A 16,018-nucleotide genomic window follows, 5' to 3' on the forward strand; every position below is an offset into this window, starting at 1 on the left:
ATATGAATATCGTGTGCATGGGCGGCGGCCCGGCGGGCCTGTATTTCAGCCTGCTGATGAAGAAGCGGAACCCGGACCACCAGATCACGGTGGTGGAGCGCAATCGTCCCTACGATACCTTCGGCTGGGGCGTGGTGTTCTCCGACCAGACGCTGGGCAATCTCGCCAACGCGGACGAGCCGACCGCGCGCGCGATCCTGGAGTCGTTCAACCACTGGGACGATATCGACGTCTTCTTCAAGGGCGAGAAGGTGACGTCGGGCGGCCACGGCTTCTGCGGCATCGGCCGCAAGCACCTGCTCAACATCCTGCAGCGGCGCTGCGAGGAGCTGGGCGTCAAGCTGGTGTTCGAGACCGAGGTGACGGACGACCAGGAGATGGCCGCGCGCTACGGCGCCGACCTGGTGATCGCGTCGGACGGCTTGAACAGCCGCACGCGCACCCGCTACGCCGACAGCTATCAGCCGCAGATCGAGGCGCGCCAGTGCCGCTTCGTGTGGCTGGGCACGCGCAAGAAGTTCGACGCGTTCACCTTCGCGTTCAAACAGACGGAGCATGGCTGGTTCCAGGCGCACATCTATCAATACGACGGCGATACGTCGACCTTCATCATCGAGACGCCGGAGACGGTGTGGCGCGCGGCGGGGCTGGAGGACATGAACCCTGAACAGGCGATCGCATTTTGCGAGCGCCTGTTTGCGGACCAGCTGGACGGCCATGCGCTGATGTCCAATTCGGCGCACCTGCGCGGCTCCGCCATGTGGATCAAGTTCCCGCGCATCGTCTGCGACAAGTGGGTGCACTGGAATGGCGCCGTACCGGTGGTGCTGATGGGCGACGCCGCCCATTCGGCGCATTACTCGATCGGCTCCGGCACCAAGCTGGCGCTGGAAGATGCGATCGAACTGGCGCGCTGCTTTGGCGAGCATGCGGACCTGGCCAAGGTGCTGGAGCGCTATCAGGCGGTGCGCGCGATCGAGGTCGTCAAGCTGCAAAGCGCGGCCCGCAATTCGATGGAGTGGTTCGAGAACGTCGAGCGCTACACGGCAATGGAAGCGCCGCAGTTCGCCTATTCGATGCTGACGCGCAGCCAGCGACTGTCGCACGAAAACCTGCGCCTGCGCGATCCGGCTTACGTGGCCGGTTACGAACGCTGGTTCGCCGAGCGCGCCCGCGAGCAGGCCGGCCTGCCGCCGCTGTCGCCCGCCGCGTCCGCCTCGGCCGCGCCGCCGATGTTCACACCGTTCAAGGTGCGCGGCGTCACGCTGAAGAACCGCATCGTGGTATCGCCGATGGCGCAGTACAGCGCCGTCGACGGCACGGTCGGCGACTATCATCTTGCCCACCTGGGCGCGCGCGCCATGGGCGGCGCGGCGATGGTGTTTGCCGAAATGACCTGCGTGTCCGCCGACGCGCGCATCACGCCGGCCTGTCCGGGCATGTATGCGCCCGAGCATACGCAGGCCTGGAAGCGCATCGTCGATTTCGTGCACCAGCACAGCGACGCCAGCATCGCCCTGCAGCTTGGCCATGCCGGCGCCAAGGGTTCGACGCGCGCCATGTGGGATGGCATCGATCAGCCCCTCGACAAGGACAACTGGCCGCTGGTCAGCGCGTCGCCGCAGCAGTACCTGAGCGGCGTATCGCAAACCGCGCGCGCCATGACGCTGGCCGACATGGACCGCATCGAAGCCGATTTCGTGCGCGCCACACGGGCCGCCGACGAAGCGGGTTTCGACTGGCTGGAGCTGCATTGTGCGCACGGTTACCTGCTGTCGTCGTTCATCTCGCCGCTGACCAACGAGCGCGGCGACGAATATGGCGGCAGCCTTGAAAACCGTTGCCGCTATCCGCTGCGCGTGTTCGCGGCGATGCGCGCCGCCTGGCCGCAACACAAGCCGATGAGCGTGCGGATCTCCGCGCACGACTGGGTCGAAGGCGGCATCACGCCGGACGACGCGGTGCGGATCGCGCGCCTGTTCAAGGCGGCCGGCGCCGACATGATCGATTGCTCGTCGGGCCAGGTCAGCAAGCTGGAAAAGCCGGTCTACGGCCGCATGTTCCAGACGCCGTTCGCGGACCGCATCCGCAACGAGGCGGGCATAGGCGCCATCGCCGTCGGCTCGATATTCGAGGCCGACCATGCCAACGGCATCATCGCCGCCGGCCGCGCGGACCTGTGCGCGGTGGGGCGTCCGCACCTGGCCAATCCTGCGTGGACGCTGGCGGAAGCGGCCCGGATAGGCTACGCGGCGGTGACGTGGCCGAAGCAGTACCTGCCGGGCAAGCAGCAGATGGAACGCAACCTGGAACGCGAGCGCCAGCTGGCAGCCGCCAACACCGGACTGACCCCGCAGCAGGTCGCCGCCAAATTGCTGGAGGGATGATGAATCCGATCGCCATGACATTGGAAGGCAAGCACGCGCTGGTGACCGGCGGTGCGCGCGGAATCGGCGCCGCCTGTGCGCGGGCCTTGCTGCTGCGCGGCGCGCGCGTCACGCTGGCCGGTCGCGACGCCGAGGCGTTGGCGCACGCGATGGAGGAAATGAGCTCGCTGGGCGATGTCGACATGCGGGCCATCGACGTCACCGACGAAGACTCCGTGCGCGCCGGTTTTGCCGCCGCCGTTGCGCGTTTCGGCCGCATCGATATCCTGGTCAACAACGCCGGCCAGGCCGTACCCGCGCCGTTCGGCAAGACCGACGCCGCGCTGTGGCGGCGCATGCTGGACGTGAACCTGACCGGCACCTTCCACTGCACCCAGGCCGCGCTGCCCGGCATGCTGGATGCGAAATGGGGCCGCATCGTCAACGTCGCTTCCACGGCAGGTCTGGTAGGCTATCGCTACGTCAGCGCCTATGTCGCCGCCAAGCACGGCGTGATCGGCCTGACGCGCGCGCTGGCGCTGGAGGTGGCCACCAAGGGCGTGACGGTCAACGCCGTCTGCCCCGGCTACACCGAAACCGACATCGTGCGCGAGGCGGTCGCCAACATCGTCGCCAAAACCGGTCGCAGCGAGGACGAGGCGCGCGCGGAGCTGGCCGCCGGCAATCCGCAAAAGCGGCTGGTGCAAAGCGACGAAGTGGCCAACGCCGTGGCCTGGCTCTGCCTGCCCGAATCGGCCGCCATGAATGGACAATCCGTCGCCGTCGCCGGCGGCGAAGTAATGTGAAAAGAAACCATGTCATCACTCTCAGACAACGATAACAATCCGGACAATCCGATCGAGGACGGCGAAGCGCCGGTGCTCGACCTGGCCAGCCGGCTGACGCAGGACCACCACCAGTCGCTCAAGCTGTGGCTGCGCATGCTGTCCTGCACCGTCAAGATCGAGAACGAAATCCGCAGCCGGCTGCGCGCCACCTTCGGCATCACTTTGCCGCGCTTCGACCTGATGGCGCAGCTTGAGCGCTACCCGCAGGGGCTGCGCATGGGCGAGCTGTCGAAACGGATGATGGTCACCGGCGGCAACATCACCGGCATCACCGACCAGCTGGAGCAGGAAAAGCTGGTGGTGCGCGTGCCCGATCCGAAGGACGGCCGCGCCTACAGCGTCAAGCTGACGCCGGCCGGCCGCAAGGCCTTCGCCACGATGGCTGCCGTGCACGAAGGCTGGATCGCCGAACTGCTGCAGGACATGTCGGGCGCGGACAAGGGGCAGCTGATCGACCTGCTGTCGCAGATGAAGCGGCACCTGAACGCGTCGGACGAAAAATAAGGAGCCACACCATGCGATACCTTCCCGGCGAAGCGCAGCAACTGCCCGGCAACCGCGCCGCGCTGGCCGACTACCAGGCCAGCCATTTTCTGTTTGAAGTCAGCGGCGGCGTCGCCACGCTGACCCTGAACCGTCCCGAGCGCAAGAATCCGCTGACCTTCGATTCCTATGCCGAGCTGCGCGACCTGTTCCGCGCGCTGGCCTACGCGGACGACGTCAAGGCCGTCGTCATTACCGGCGCCGGCGAGAACTTCTGCTCCGGCGGCGACGTGCACGACATCATCGGCCCGCTGACCAAGCTGGACATGCCCGGCCTGCTGGCCTTCACGCGCATGACGGGCGACCTGGTGAAAGCCATCCGCGCCTGTCCGCAGCCGATCGTGGCCGCGGTCGACGGCATTTGCGCCGGCGCCGGTGCGATCCTGTCGCTGGCGTCGGACATGCGCCTCGGCACCGCGCGCAGCAAGACCGCCTTCCTGTTCACCCGCGTCGGCCTGGCCGGCTGCGACATGGGGGCCTGCGCCTTGCTGCCGCGCGTGATCGGCCAGGGCCGCGCCGCCGAACTGCTGTACACGGGGCGCTCGATGTCCGGCGCGGAAGCGGAGCGCTGGGGCTTCTTCAACAGCCTGCATGAACCGGAGGCGCTGCTGGACGCCGCGCGCGCGCTGGCGCAAGGCCTGGCCGACGGCCCGACCTTCGCCCACGGCATGACCAAGAAGATGCTGCAGCAGGAGTGGAACATGGGCGTCGACGAGGCCATCGAAGCGGAAGCGCAGGCGCAGGCCATCTGCATGGCGACCAACGATTTCCATCGCGCCTATCATGCTTTCGTGGCCAAGCAAAAACCTGAATTCGAAGGCGACTGATGGCGGACAAATCTTACCTGGAGTGGCCGTTCTTCGAGGCGCGCCACGCGCAGCTTGAACGGCAGCTCGAGGCCTGGGCGGCGCGGCATATCGCCCAGCATCACGAAGCCGACGTCGATGCCGCCTGCCGCTATCTGGTGCGCCAGCTGGGCGAGGGCGGATGGCTCAGGCACGCCATCGGCGGCAGCGCATACGGCGGCATCGGCGACGGCATCGACACCCGCGCCATCTGCCTGATCCGGGAGACGCTGGCGCGCCACAACGGCCTGGCCGATTTCGCCTTCGCCATGCAGGGCCTGGGTTCCGGCGCCATCAGCCTGCACGGCAGCGACACCCAGCGGGCGGACTACCTGCCGCGCGTCGCGCGCGGCGAGGCGATTGCGGCGTTCGCGCTGTCCGAGCCGCAGGCCGGCTCCGACGTCGCCGCCATGCAGTGCGCGGCGGTGCTGGAGCAGGACGGCGGCCACTATGTGCTCAATGGCGAGAAGACGTGGATCTCCAACGGCGGCATCGCCGACTTCTACGTGGTTTTTGCGCGCACCGGGGAGCAGCCCGGCGCGCGTGGCATCAGCGCCTTCATCGTCGATGCAGGCACGCCGGGCTTCGACATCGCCGAACGTATCCAGGTGATCGCCCCGCATCCGCTGGCGCGCCTGACCTTCACCGATTGCCGCATCCCCGCCGCCAGGCGCATCGGCGAGGCGGGGCAGGGCTTCAAGGTGGCGATGGCGACGCTGGACGTGTTCCGCACCTCGGTCGCGGCGGCGGCGCTGGGCTTTGCACGGCGCGCGCTGGACGAGGCGCTGGCGCACGCCACGCAACGGCAGATGTTCGGCCAGGTGCTGTCCGACTTCCAGCTGACACAGGCGAAGCTGGCGCAAATGGCGACCGGCGTCGACGCCGCTGCGCTGCTGACCTATCGCGCGGCATGGCAGCGCGACCAGGGACGCAAGGTGACCAAGGAGGCGGCGATGGCCAAGATGACCGCCACCGAAACGGCGCAGCAGGTGATCGACGCCGCGCTGCAGATGTTCGGCGGCCTGGGCGTGGTCAGTGAGCAGCCGGTCGAGCGGCTGTACCGCGAGATCCGCGCGCTGCGCATCTACGAGGGCGCCACCGAAGTACAGCAACTGATCATCGCGCGCGAACTGCTGCGCGAACTCAATCACAAGGAAGCATGATGGAATTTCTTCAACCGCCAGGCTGGGCGCGGCCCCGTGGCTATTCGAACGGCGTGGCCGCCAGCGGCCGCACGGTCTGCGTCAGCGGCATGATCGGCTGGGACGGGCAGGGCGTGTTCCACACCGACGACTTCGCCGGCCAGGTGCGCCAGGCGCTGAGCAACATCGTCGAGGTGCTGGCCGAGGCCGACGCCCGCCCCGAACACATCGTGCGCATGACCTGGTATGTGCTGGACCGGAAGGAATACGTCGGCGCCTACAAGGAAGTGGGCGCCGCCTACCGCGAGATCATCGGCGCGCACTATCCCGCCATGACGGCGGTGCAGGTGGCGGGCCTGGTCGAGGACCGGGCCAGGGTGGAGATCGAGGTGACGGCCATCGTTCCGTAAGATACGGCCACCGCCGACCGTGTGTCCTCATTGCGCCGCTCAGGCCATGAAGCCTAAATTATATTGGCTAAAGTTCACGATGTTGGGGAACACTGCCGCCAGCTGATTTGTGGGGACGCCAAACCAGGTAGCCAGGGTGGCGCCGTACTGGTCAACGGAGGTTGTCGGTAGCAAGGCTCCGAGACCGACATCGAGACTGTGGCCTATGCCAGTCTGTGGAAACGCGCCGTAAATTTCTTTCCCTTTGACTGCGCCGCCAAAGACAAAATGGTGCGAACCCCAACCGTGGTCGGTGCCATCTCCATTGCTCAGGAAGGTGCGGCCGAAATCGGACGCGGTAAACAACGTCACCTGATTGCGGAGGTCACTTCCGTCCAAGTGTTGCAATACCGAATCGAAGTATACAACTGCGTGCGAAATCTTGGCCAGCAGGTCCGCTTGATTCACCTTCTGCCCATCGTGCGTGTCGAATCCGCCCAGACTGACATAAAACACCTGGCGCTTGACCGACAGCGCATTACGACCGCCGATAATTCGCGCAACGGTTTGCAATTGCAGCGCCAACGGATTGGCGGCCGCGACCAAGGTATTCGGATTGATATAGAGGGACGGCGCCGGCACTTGGCCCGCGCCAGTGCCCGTCGGCAGCATGGCCTGGCTTAAAGTCTGCTGGGCCGCGATGGCGCGGCTGACGATAGCGGCGTATTCATTCTCAAAGGGATTGCCGTTTGGCGTTTGCTTGGTGATCACCGCCTGCAATGGATTGGATGCGGCGGGCACGCCGAACAGTGAATTGGACAGGTTGGTGATCCCCGGCATGCCGGAGGTGCTGATCTGGAATTGCCTTACCTGGCTGCCGCTCAGGAATACCGCGTTGCCCGAGGCCGAGATGCAGGTGAAGGTCGGTGCGCCGTTATTTGCCATGAACAGGTCGCCAAGTTGGCCACCCCAGCCGAGACTGGCTCCTTCCGGTCCATTCGATTGCCACAACGATTGCTGGTCATTGTGTGAAAACAGCTTGGGCGGCAGATTTTCGCCGCGGCCATATTGATCCAGATCGGTTGGGTGGGTCAGAGTGCCGACATTGGCGATGATGGCGGCGCGGCTATTTTCGAACAGCTGCTTGACGCCCTCCATCGCGGGGTGCAACGCGTACGTGCGTCCCTGGCTGGTGTGCGGCTCGATCGGCAGCACCGCACCAGTGCCGGTGCGCGGCAGGGCGATGGAACTGTTGCCGTCATCGGAAGTGCGCAGCCGGATGTATTCCGTCCAGGAGGCGTCGTCGGTGGCCAACACGGTGTTGAAGGCATCGTTGCCGCCAGCCATATACAAGCACACCAGTGCTTTGTACTCGCCCGACGATTGCGCGGCGGCTTCGCCCATGGCGGCAAGGTTAACGGTGAACGGCACGGCGCTGCTGCCGGCCATCGACAGCAATGAACGCAGGAAGCGGCGTCTGGATTGAGCAGCTTGTTTCATGATCTGTTCCTTATTTCTGGACTATGTATTCGGCCGACGCCATGGCTAGATAAATCGCCATTTTTACGCGGTAAGCTTTCAGCTTGGCGATCAGGTCGGCGTTGTTCGTGGTCGGGGCGGGCAGCGGGATCAGATTGAGCGTATTCTGTATCTGCGCACGCAGCGTGGGCGACATGGCGCCATTGAGCAGCAGCAGGTCGACATGGTCTACCAGTTGGCTCGGCGTTGCGGCCAGCGACAGGGCGAAGCTGTAGTCCGCCTTGATGTCGAAGCCGGTACCGACGCCATAATTCAGCGCGTTCTGCATGAAGTTCAGGTAACCGGTGACAGTAGGTTCGCCGACGATCTGCATTTCCGGCGCCACCAGTCCTGCCGTGGCGATCGCGGTGTTGGGCGGCGTATAGCCGGGACGATAAAAATTGAAAACATTGGGCGAGCGCATCGGAGCCTCTCCCAGTCCGTTGATCGGGTCGTCCAGATTACCCAAGGGATAGCGTCCGGAATCCGAGGTGGCGTTAAATGCGCGGAGCCAGTTCGCCATGCGGAGTATGGGTTCGCGTATCTTGTTGGTGGTGACCGGGGTGGTACCGGTTGCCTCGGGATCCAGCAGCACCGCCTTGATGACGGCCTTCATGTCGCCGCGGACGCCCTGGCCGTTGTTGTCGAATGCTTCAGCCACCCGTCGTACATAATCGGGGCTGGGATTGCTGGTGGTGAGGCGTTGGATCAACTGTCGGCCGAAAAACGGGCCGACGTTAGGATGTTGGAACAAGGTGTCCAACGCAAGCGCTAGGTCGGCCTCGCCAGTGGTTGGGCCGCTGATGCTAACGCCGAGAAAATGCTTGTCGGAGCTGGAATGGTAAGTCGGATAGTTTTGCATCGGCATCACTTCCCAGTTCGGATCCTTGATCGTACCCATGAAGCGGCTGCCCAGCTTGTCTGGTCCTCCAGCGGCCCAGCCGGTAAACACCTTGGCCAGGCCTGCCACGTCTTCATGGGTATAGGTTTCAACCGGCTTGCCGCTTTGCAGCTTCCGACTGCCATCGGGATTCAGTTCATACAGGCCGATGGTAAACAATTGCATGATTTCCCGGGCAAAGTTCTCATCGGGCTGGTGATTGCCATTTTCCTTCTGATTGCGGAAGTGGGAGAGATAAATCCCCATTGCCGGGTGCAGACTGACTCCTTCCAGCAGCGTGCGGAAATTCCCGAAGGCGTTGTCCGCCAACAGATCGTAGTAGTCGCCGACGCAACGTGGACGTCCACCGAGATTGGCTTCCTGGAACGATACGACGAAAATCTCCGAGAGTGCGAAGGCGATGCGTTGTCGCAACTGGTCATCGGCTTTGACGGCCTGCGTCCAGAATTTTTCCTGGAAGTTGGTTTGGGTGGGCGCGGTGTATTGATCCAGGTAGGTCAGGTAACGCGCCTGCGGGGCGTTGAACTGGGTGTTGATCCAAGCTTCCGCCGTGCCGCCCGTCAGGCTGGCTACCGATGCACTGGTCGGGCCGAAGGTGGCTTGCGCCAGCAAGCGCGAAGCCATCGGTGGTGTCAATGGCGCCGGCTCTGCGGCGCCTGCCTGGGTTGTTATTGTGACGAGTACTGCAAAGTAGGCCGCACTGGTTACAGTTCTGAAGGTTGCTTGCATTTCTTTTCCCTTTGGGCAATAGATGGAAATAATTGTAATATTTTTATTGCAATTAAAATTAATTTTTTATAATTTATTTTTTTTGCAATGGAATGCGCGCTGCGGTAACCGTTCTGTGGGAGCGTCATTGGGGTAGAAATAAAAGCAAGAATTATGGTGTTTTTAACGCAATTTCTATTGTTTTTATTGAAGCACTCGTCTTGCTGCGCTGTGTCATTGCTTTGGGGAAGCTTTTTCAACAAGGAATACGCCTTATTCTGTTGAATTTTCTACCGTTTCCCTATCATGGCGGTTATCATTCCGTTATCACGGATGTCAGTAAGCTGGCGTTGACAACCTTGCTTGCTGTGTCGCAGCATTTCTCTGGCGCTGTCGGCGTGGCGCCTCATTTTGCCGCCACGACGTTCTTAACCATCGATTTCTTCCTTTTCTCTGACTTATTGACATGCAAATGGATAAACCGTTTTCTAATCTGATCTTGGGCGGCGGTGATGTTCCCAAGCGCCGTCGTCTGCTGTACCGCGTTGCCAAAGCTGCACCTCAGGTGTTGTTGGAATACATTAAGGACTTTTCCAGATACCTGAAGTTTTCTGGCACGTTGGATGGCACCCCGGAGGCAAATCTGCTGGCGCGCATTACTGCGACTTACCACAATATTGAAAAGGGACTGTCGTTGCCCGAGCCGCGATTGGGGTTTGGCAAGGAAAACCTGACAAATCTGATCCTGGCGATCCAGAAATACCAGCGCCTATATGGCCCCAGTCATCCTATCCTGATGTCGGCACGTGATGTGCTTGCTACATATGCGGTCTACCATGAAAACCACCACTTTCCAGATTATCCTTGCAAGACTGAAATCCAGAAGTTAATCGCGGCGGTGCCGGCAGCCGAGACTGGCGCCCAGATGGGCGGCACCCGCTTGGTCAAGCGCGAGGAAATCATGCGGTCGGTGGCACCGGTCTCCGAGGAATTCTTCATGCAACGCCACAGCATCCGCGCCTTCAGTGACCGTGAAGTGGATATCGCCGATATCGAGGCGGCTATCCGCGTCGCGCAGAAGTCGCCGGTGGTGTGCAATCGGCAGTCGGGTTCGGTCCATGTGATCGCCGATCCGGAACTGGTGCAGGCCGCGCTGAACCTGCAAATGGGCGCGCGCGGCTTCTCCCAGGCTGTCAACAAGCTGCTGGTGGTGACCGTCGATCTGCGCAATTTCTGGCAGGCGGGTGAGCGCAACCAAGGCTGGATGGACGGCGGTATGTTCGCCATGTCGCTGATCTATGGTCTGCATTTGCGTGGACTTGGCTCGTGCTGTCTGAACTGGAGCAAGACCAACAGCCAGACCCAAGTCATGCGCGAGCTGTTGGGGCTGGAGTCGTGGGAGTCGATTATCATGCTGATCGCGGTTGGCCATATTCCTGACGAGGTTGTCGTGCCGTTCTCCAGCAGGAAAAATCCGTTGCTGGTGACGCGCGTGATTCAGCACTGGAAAAAGAAACAACCGGACTGACATGAAGACAATATTCGCAACTTCCTCGATGTTTGCCCGAATATTGAGTCAGACGCTGGTATTCCTATTGATAGGTAAAGTACTGGGTCCGGTCGAACTGGGCCAGTTCTCGCTGTTCATGGTGTACGCCAGCCTGATCGGCCTGGTGGCGGATTATGGTTGTTCCAACCCGGCGCTGCGCGAAATGTCGGTAGATGTGCCAGGCGCGACAGGCATCATGAACGACTATCTGGTATTTCGCATCGGCATGGGAATAGTGTGCTACGGCCTCGGTGGACTGGGCCTGTATTTTGGCGGCCTGGTCACGATGGCAGACTTCAACCTGTTTCTGCTGATTAGCTTGGCGTCATTTGTTGCGATGCAAACTGACTTTATTTTGCTGATCTTCCGCGCCACCACGCGTTACAATGAAGAGACAGTCACATCCGTCTGCACCTCGCTGTTCCACCTGCTGCTGGTCGGCTCAGTATGCTTTCTGGCGCCGCGCATCGTTCCGGTAACGCTGGCTTTCCTGATTTCACGGCTATTTGCGATGGCCTTCACGGTATTCATGGCGCGCCGTAAAGCTGCCATTTTCAGTTACCCGTCCGGCCGCATTGTCGTGGCGTTGAAAACGGTACCCGCGATGTTGCGTAAGCGTACATGGTATGCCGCCGACAGCTTTATCACGGCAGCGTTTAACCAGATCGACACTCTGCTGGTAGGGCACTTGCTTGGGCTGCACGCTCTGGGCAATTACCAGATCGGTGCCAAGGTTCTACAGATGAGCCTATCGATTGTGCAGATCGCTTCCAGCGTCTACATCCCGGTGCTTTCGCGCGCGATTCATCAGACGCACCCAGTCCGCGTCGTCATGCAGATGATCTTGTCGTTGGCCGCCGTAGGTGCCGCCGGGGCATGCAGCATTTACTGGATCATGCCGCATCTGGTCAACCTGTATATGGGTACCCAGTTCGCCGACGCCAATCTGCTGTGGGGGGGCATAGCGCTGGCGGTGTTCATCCGTTGCCTGGCTGCCGGTTTCGGCATTCTGTTGGTGGCGCTGGATAAGCCGGGCATCCGCACTTTCGTGCAGATCGGTATCATCTCCAGTCTTGTAGTGCTGGCGTGGGTGTTAGTGCCGGCATACGGCCTATGGGGCATGGGATACGCGGTGGCCGGCTCGTTGGGCGTGGGTCTGGTTATCTACGTCGTCGCGGTGCTGAAGTTGGCACCTGCTTTATTTTCATTGCGCAAATTGCGGGCGGTGAAACTGTCCTGATTGTGACCGGCCTCCACTACTTTCCGGTAGTGGAGGCCGCTGGGCTTAGCCCATGAAGCCGAGGTTTTTGACGGCAAAATTGCCGATGTTCGGGAATACGGCCGCCAACTGCGTGGCCGATACGCCAAACCACAAGGCCAGCGTTGCGCCGTACTGATCCACTGACGTGGTGGGGAGCAGTGAACCTGACCCCACATCCAGCGCGTGGTCAACGCCCGTGACCGGGAAGCTGCCGTAAATATCCTTGCCTTTGACTGCGCCGCCTACGATGAAGTGGTGCGAGCCCCAGCCATGGTCGGTACCGTTGCCGTTAGAGGTGAAGGTGCGGCCAAAGTCCGACGCAGTAAACAGCGTCACCTGCTTCCGCATATCGGCGCCCTGCAGCGCCGCCATTGTCGTGTTGAAGTAAGCGATGGCATGGTCGAGCCGCGCCATCAAGTCGGCATGCGCGGTCTTTTGCTGCGCGTGGGTGTCAAAACCGCTCATGCTCACATAAAACACTTGTCGTTTCACACCCAAGGCGTCACGGCCGGCGATCACGCGCGCCACCGCCTGCAACTGCAGCGCCAGCGGATTTGGCGTCGACATGCCGGTGTTGGGATTGATGTAGTTCGTCGGATTGGGAATGCCGCCAGCGCCGGCCGGCGCCATGGCGTTGGTCAGCGTCGCTTGCGCGGTGATGGCGCGGCTGGCCACGGCGGCATGATCGTTCTGGAATTTGTCGCTGCCTTGCCCGGTAATGATGGCGCGCAGCGGGTTAGCGCCAGGCAACGTGCCGAACAAGGATGTGTTCAGGTTGAGGATCCCAGGCAGACCGGTAGGCGCTATTTGCAATTGCCGTGTTTGTTTGCCCGCCAGAAATACTGCGTTGCCGGATATCGAAATGCAGCCGAAGGTCGAGTTGCTGTTGGCGGAGCCCACGACATCGCCCATACGTCCACCCCAGCCCGAGATTGCACCCTCCGGGCTGCTCGATTGCCAAATTGATTGCTGATCGTTGTGCGAAAACAGTTTTGGAGGCAGCGCTACCGAGCCCGCCTTGTACTGGGTCAGCGTGGTAGGCTGTACCAAGGTGCCGACGTTGGCGATGATGGCGGCGTTGCCGACGTCGAACAGGGATTTCACGGTCGTCAATCCCGGATGCAGGGCGAAAGTGCGGCCCTGATCGTTGAGAGGTGCGATCGGCAGGATTCCCCCAGCAGCGCCGAGGCCGGGCAACGCGATCGAATTGCCGTCGGTAGTGACGCGCAGTCGCTGATATTCGTTCCACGAGGTGCTGTCGGTAGCCAGCACGGTGTTGAAACCGTCATTGCCGCCGGCCATATAGAGGCAGACCAGGGCCTTGTAGTCGCTGGCGGTTTGCGCGGCGGCCGAGCTCATCGCTGCCAGATTCACGGTAAAGGGGGCTGCGGCGCCACCGGCCAGCGCGGCCATCGAACCGAGGAAGTTGCGGCGAGAAAAATTGTGCTTGCTCATGTCGACTCCTTATTTCTGTACGATATATTCGGGCGAGGCCATGGCAAGGAAAACAGCCATGTAGACGCGGTAGTTTGCCAGCCGTGTCACCAGTGCGGCATTGCTGCTGGTCGCTACCGGGCGCTCGATGGAGCTGACGGCGGCGATGATTTGTGAACGCAGGGTGGATGACATGTTGCCGTTCAGCAGCAGCAGATTAATGCGGTCCACCAGTTTGCCCGGATTGTCGATCAATACCAGCTCATTCTGATAGTTGGGTTTAACGTCCAGGTTGGTTCCCACACCGCTGGAGACGGCATTCTGCATGAAGTTGAGATAACCGATCAGACTGGGTTCAGCGACGATCTGCATCTCCGGGGCCACCATGCCGGCGTCGGCCAGTTGGGACTCAGGTGGTACATAGCCAGGGCGGTAGAAGTTGAACACGGACGGCGAACGCAGCGGGGACTGTGCCAGGCCATAGATGGGATCATACAGGCTAGGAATCAGATAGCGAGCTGAGGCGGAGGTGGCGTTGAATGCGCGCATCCAGTTAGCCAGGCGGATCAGCGGTTCGCGTACTTTTTCAGCGCCGGCGCTCAAATCGCGCGCTTCGCTATCCATCAGGACCGCGCGGATCACCGCTTTCATGTCGCCGCGTACGCCAGAGCCGTTATCGGCAAAAGCAGCAGCCACGCGGCTGATGTAGGCAGGGCTGGGGTTGCTGGTAACCAGGCGCTGGATGAGTTCGCGACCGATGAACGGGCCAACATTGGGATGGTTAAACAAGGTGTCGAGTGCGACTTTCAGGTCGGCTTCGCCTGTGGTCGTGCCCTGAATTGTTTTGCCAAGGAAGGTTTTCTCCGACGTCGAGTGGAAAGCCGGATACATGACCATTGGCTTGATTTCCCAATCCGGGTCCTTGATCGTGCCGATGAAGCGGCTGGCGAGTTTGTCGGTATTGGAGAAGCTCCAGCCCGTAAATACTTTGGCCATGCCCATGACGTCGTCATGGGTGTAGGTTTCGACTGCCTTGCCGTTGACAATCACTTGGCTGCCGTCCTGGTTCAGCTTGTACAAGCCAATGGACATGAGTTGCATGATTTCGCGCGCGAAGTTTTCGTCTGGCAGGCGATTGCCCGACTCTTTTTGGTTGTGGATGCTGGACAGATAAACGCCCATCATCGGATGAAGGGCAACCGATTCCAGCAGTTGGCGGTAATTGCCGAAGGCGTTTTTGCCCAGCATATCGTAGTAATCAGCCATGCCGCGCGTGTGCTCGGCCAAGGTTGCGTCTTCAAACGACACGACAAAGATTTGTGACAGTGCAAAAACCACGCGCTGGCGCAACTGGTCGTTGCCTTCCATTACACGTTTCCAGAAAAACTCATTGAACTGCGCTTGGGCGGCGGGGGAGCCCGCCGCTGCCAAGGTTTCGATATACGAACGATAGGTGGGCGCCGGAATGAAATTGAGCTGAGCTTCCAGCCATGCCGACGGGCCGCTGGCGACCACCGAATTAATCAGCCCCATGTTCGGGCCGAAAGAGGCTTGAGCAAGGAAGCGCGAAGCCATTTCCGGCGTCGTAACCATGCTGTCGCCGCTGGTGGTCAGGCTGGCCAGTAGCTGGCTGCCACCACTCAATACGCGGCTGCTGCCGGTAGTGCTGCTGGTAACGATCTCGGCGCTGGTAACCGTACCGTTGTTAACGCCAACGCCGTTGCTGGCGCTCCCGCCGCCGCATGCGGTAAGGACTGCAAACGACGTTGCGGCGATCATCGTTCGGATAGTAGCGGAATTCATTGCGGTTGTCCTCGAAAGGTTGAATCGATGATGAATTGTAGCCCCGTGGAAAGTATTTCCACACGGGAATTCAAATTTATTTGCTCATCATTTGAGCAATGTTTACGACTAACTATTTTTCCGGCCGAAATTAGACGAAGTTCGCCACAAATTAAGCGAACTTTTCTAAAAGAAAACTAAGATGGTTTATTTGAAATGTCAGATTTCGACAACGGAAAATTAACTGTTGGACACAGTTTTTTCACAGGGGAAGGGATTTTTTTGTGACGATTCCAATCTGATAATTGCGCGTAGATGCGTTGAAATTGGCAGATATTGAGGTTTTTATATGGGAGTTGCCAAAAACATCTTGGCTTATAGGAGCGACAGGATAGTACCATGCAATTTAACATTTTTGCTCGCCCGAAATTGTAACAAGGGAGGAGCGTCAGATGCGTCAGGCGGGAAAACGGGGTGTGGAAAAGGCTGGAGGGGGGCTGGGGGATGGTGTCACCAACAGGAATCGAACCTGTATCAAGGTCTTAGGAGGACCCCATTCTATCCGTTGAACTATGGTGACACGCGCGCGACCGCCAGGTGGGGCGCAGCGAGCGGCTATCATATCGGCTTTTGGCGGGGAAAGGAAGCAACCGCCTTGTCGGACACATAAGAAGTCGTGGCCGGCGCCCCGTCTGCCAGTACAATACTGGCTTCATTCACCTATCGACGGTG

13 protein-coding genes and 1 tRNA gene are annotated in these 16,018 nt (G+C 60.8%); 9 read left to right on the forward strand and 5 right to left on the reverse strand.

Annotation, left to right across the window (positions count from 1 at the left end):
• The first annotated feature begins 2 nt into the window (after window positions 1-2).
• Genes ABWW33_RS25240 through ABWW33_RS25265 form a run of 6 tightly spaced genes read left to right on the forward strand, consistent with a single transcriptional unit; the run spans window position 3 to window position 6,154 of the window.
• The gene (locus ABWW33_RS25240) at window positions 3-2,387 is read left to right on the forward strand and encodes a bifunctional salicylyl-CoA 5-hydroxylase/oxidoreductase (RefSeq protein WP_353404228.1); all 2,385 of its coding nucleotides are present in this window, start codon (window positions 3-5) and stop codon (window positions 2,385-2,387) included.
• On the forward strand, window positions 2,387-3,172 hold the full coding sequence (locus ABWW33_RS25245; RefSeq protein ID WP_353404321.1) for an SDR family NAD(P)-dependent oxidoreductase: 786 nt from the start codon (window positions 2,387-2,389) through the stop codon (window positions 3,170-3,172). The genes ABWW33_RS25240 and ABWW33_RS25245 overlap by 1 nt, the downstream gene beginning before the upstream one ends.
• A 9-nt stretch (window positions 3,173-3,181) precedes the next feature.
• Complete coding sequence (locus tag ABWW33_RS25250) at window positions 3,182-3,718, forward strand: MarR family winged helix-turn-helix transcriptional regulator (RefSeq protein WP_176655132.1); 537 nt, start codon at window positions 3,182-3,184, stop codon at window positions 3,716-3,718.
• An 11-nt stretch (window positions 3,719-3,729) separates the two neighbouring features.
• Entirely contained in the window at window positions 3,730-4,584 is an 855-nt protein-coding gene (locus ABWW33_RS25255; RefSeq protein WP_353404229.1) for an enoyl-CoA hydratase family protein, read from the forward strand.
• Window positions 4,584-5,765: an acyl-CoA dehydrogenase family protein gene (locus ABWW33_RS25260; protein ID WP_353404230.1), complete on the forward strand. Its 1,182-nt coding sequence runs from the start codon at window positions 4,584-4,586 to the stop codon at window positions 5,763-5,765. The genes ABWW33_RS25255 and ABWW33_RS25260 overlap by 1 nt, the downstream gene beginning before the upstream one ends.
• A complete protein-coding gene (locus ABWW33_RS25265; RefSeq protein WP_353404322.1) occupies window positions 5,765-6,154 on the forward strand; it encodes a RidA family protein in 390 nt (129 codons plus the stop codon). Before ABWW33_RS25260 ends, ABWW33_RS25265 begins: the two co-directional genes overlap by 1 nt.
• A 39-nt stretch (window positions 6,155-6,193) precedes the next feature.
• On the opposite strand, the gene ABWW33_RS25270 is transcribed toward ABWW33_RS25265, so the two are convergent.
• Together ABWW33_RS25270 and ABWW33_RS25275 are read right to left on the reverse strand one after the other, a co-directional pair.
• Window positions 6,194-7,633, reverse strand: coding sequence for a DUF1501 domain-containing protein (locus tag ABWW33_RS25270; protein ID WP_353404231.1), 1,440 nt, complete (start codon window positions 7,631-7,633; stop codon window positions 6,194-6,196).
• A 10-nt stretch (window positions 7,634-7,643) separates the two neighbouring features.
• Complete coding sequence (locus ABWW33_RS25275) at window positions 7,644-9,281, reverse strand: DUF1800 domain-containing protein (RefSeq protein ID WP_353404232.1); 1,638 nt, start codon at window positions 9,279-9,281, stop codon at window positions 7,644-7,646.
• 92 nt (window positions 9,282-9,373) lie between these two features.
• On the opposite strand from ABWW33_RS25275, the gene ABWW33_RS25280 reads away from it, so the two are divergent.
• The 3 genes from ABWW33_RS25280 to ABWW33_RS25290 are packed head-to-tail and all read left to right on the forward strand — an operon-like array spanning window position 9,374 to window position 12,049.
• Window positions 9,374-9,757, forward strand: a complete 384-nt coding sequence (locus tag ABWW33_RS25280) for a hypothetical protein (RefSeq protein ID WP_353404233.1) — start codon at window positions 9,374-9,376, stop codon at window positions 9,755-9,757.
• Window positions 9,733-10,788, forward strand: coding sequence for a nitroreductase family protein (locus ABWW33_RS25285; RefSeq protein WP_353404234.1), 1,056 nt, complete (start codon window positions 9,733-9,735; stop codon window positions 10,786-10,788). The genes ABWW33_RS25280 and ABWW33_RS25285 overlap by 25 nt, the downstream gene beginning before the upstream one ends.
• Window position 10,789: 1 nt before the next feature.
• The gene (locus ABWW33_RS25290) at window positions 10,790-12,049 is read left to right on the forward strand and encodes an oligosaccharide flippase family protein (protein WP_353404235.1); all 1,260 of its coding nucleotides are present in this window, start codon (window positions 10,790-10,792) and stop codon (window positions 12,047-12,049) included.
• Between the two features lie 45 nt (window positions 12,050-12,094).
• Here the strand turns inward: ABWW33_RS25290 and ABWW33_RS25295 are convergent, their stop codons facing one another.
• The 3 genes from ABWW33_RS25295 to ABWW33_RS25305 all read right to left on the reverse strand — a co-directional run bounded on the left by ABWW33_RS25295 (window position 12,095) and on the right by ABWW33_RS25305 (window position 15,866).
• A complete protein-coding gene (locus ABWW33_RS25295) occupies window positions 12,095-13,525 on the reverse strand; it encodes a DUF1501 domain-containing protein (RefSeq protein WP_353404236.1) in 1,431 nt (476 codons plus the stop codon).
• 9 nt (window positions 13,526-13,534) lie between these two features.
• Entirely contained in the window at window positions 13,535-15,307 is a 1,773-nt protein-coding gene (locus ABWW33_RS25300; RefSeq protein ID WP_353404237.1) for a DUF1800 domain-containing protein, read from the reverse strand.
• 484 nt (window positions 15,308-15,791) lie between these two features.
• Window positions 15,792-15,866: transfer RNA gene (locus tag ABWW33_RS25305), tRNA-Arg, on the reverse strand.
• Window positions 15,867-16,018 lie beyond the last annotated feature (152 nt).

Source organism: Duganella hordei (genome assembly GCF_040369125.1).
GTDB lineage: Bacteria > Pseudomonadota > Gammaproteobacteria > Burkholderiales > Burkholderiaceae_D > Rugamonas > Rugamonas hordei.

Bases quoted from the DNA above. Each gene is read 5' to 3' on its own strand.
- ABWW33_RS25300 (WP_353404237.1), bottom strand. From the start codon at position 15,307: ATGAATTCCGCTACTATCCGAACGATGATCGCCGCAACGTCGTTTGCA.
- ABWW33_RS25240 (WP_353404228.1), top strand. From the start codon at position 3: ATGAATATCGTGTGCATGGGCGGCGGCCCGGCGGGCCTGTATTTCAGC.
- ABWW33_RS25275 (WP_353404232.1), bottom strand. From the start codon at position 9,281: ATGCAAGCAACCTTCAGAACTGTAACCAGTGCGGCCTACTTTGCAGTA.
- ABWW33_RS25285 (WP_353404234.1), top strand. From the start codon at position 9,733: ATGGATAAACCGTTTTCTAATCTGATCTTGGGCGGCGGTGATGTTCCC.
- ABWW33_RS25260 (WP_353404230.1), top strand. From the start codon at position 4,584: ATGGCGGACAAATCTTACCTGGAGTGGCCGTTCTTCGAGGCGCGCCAC.
- ABWW33_RS25250 (WP_176655132.1), top strand. From the start codon at position 3,182: ATGTCATCACTCTCAGACAACGATAACAATCCGGACAATCCGATCGAG.
- ABWW33_RS25245 (WP_353404321.1), top strand. From the start codon at position 2,387: ATGAATCCGATCGCCATGACATTGGAAGGCAAGCACGCGCTGGTGACC.
- ABWW33_RS25280 (WP_353404233.1), top strand. From the start codon at position 9,374: ATGCGCGCTGCGGTAACCGTTCTGTGGGAGCGTCATTGGGGTAGAAAT.
- ABWW33_RS25270 (WP_353404231.1), bottom strand. From the start codon at position 7,633: ATGAAACAAGCTGCTCAATCCAGACGCCGCTTCCTGCGTTCATTGCTG.
- ABWW33_RS25290 (WP_353404235.1), top strand. From the start codon at position 10,790: ATGAAGACAATATTCGCAACTTCCTCGATGTTTGCCCGAATATTGAGT.
- ABWW33_RS25265 (WP_353404322.1), top strand. From the start codon at position 5,765: ATGGAATTTCTTCAACCGCCAGGCTGGGCGCGGCCCCGTGGCTATTCG.
- ABWW33_RS25255 (WP_353404229.1), top strand. From the start codon at position 3,730: ATGCGATACCTTCCCGGCGAAGCGCAGCAACTGCCCGGCAACCGCGCC.
- ABWW33_RS25295 (WP_353404236.1), bottom strand. From the start codon at position 13,525: ATGAGCAAGCACAATTTTTCTCGCCGCAACTTCCTCGGTTCGATGGCC.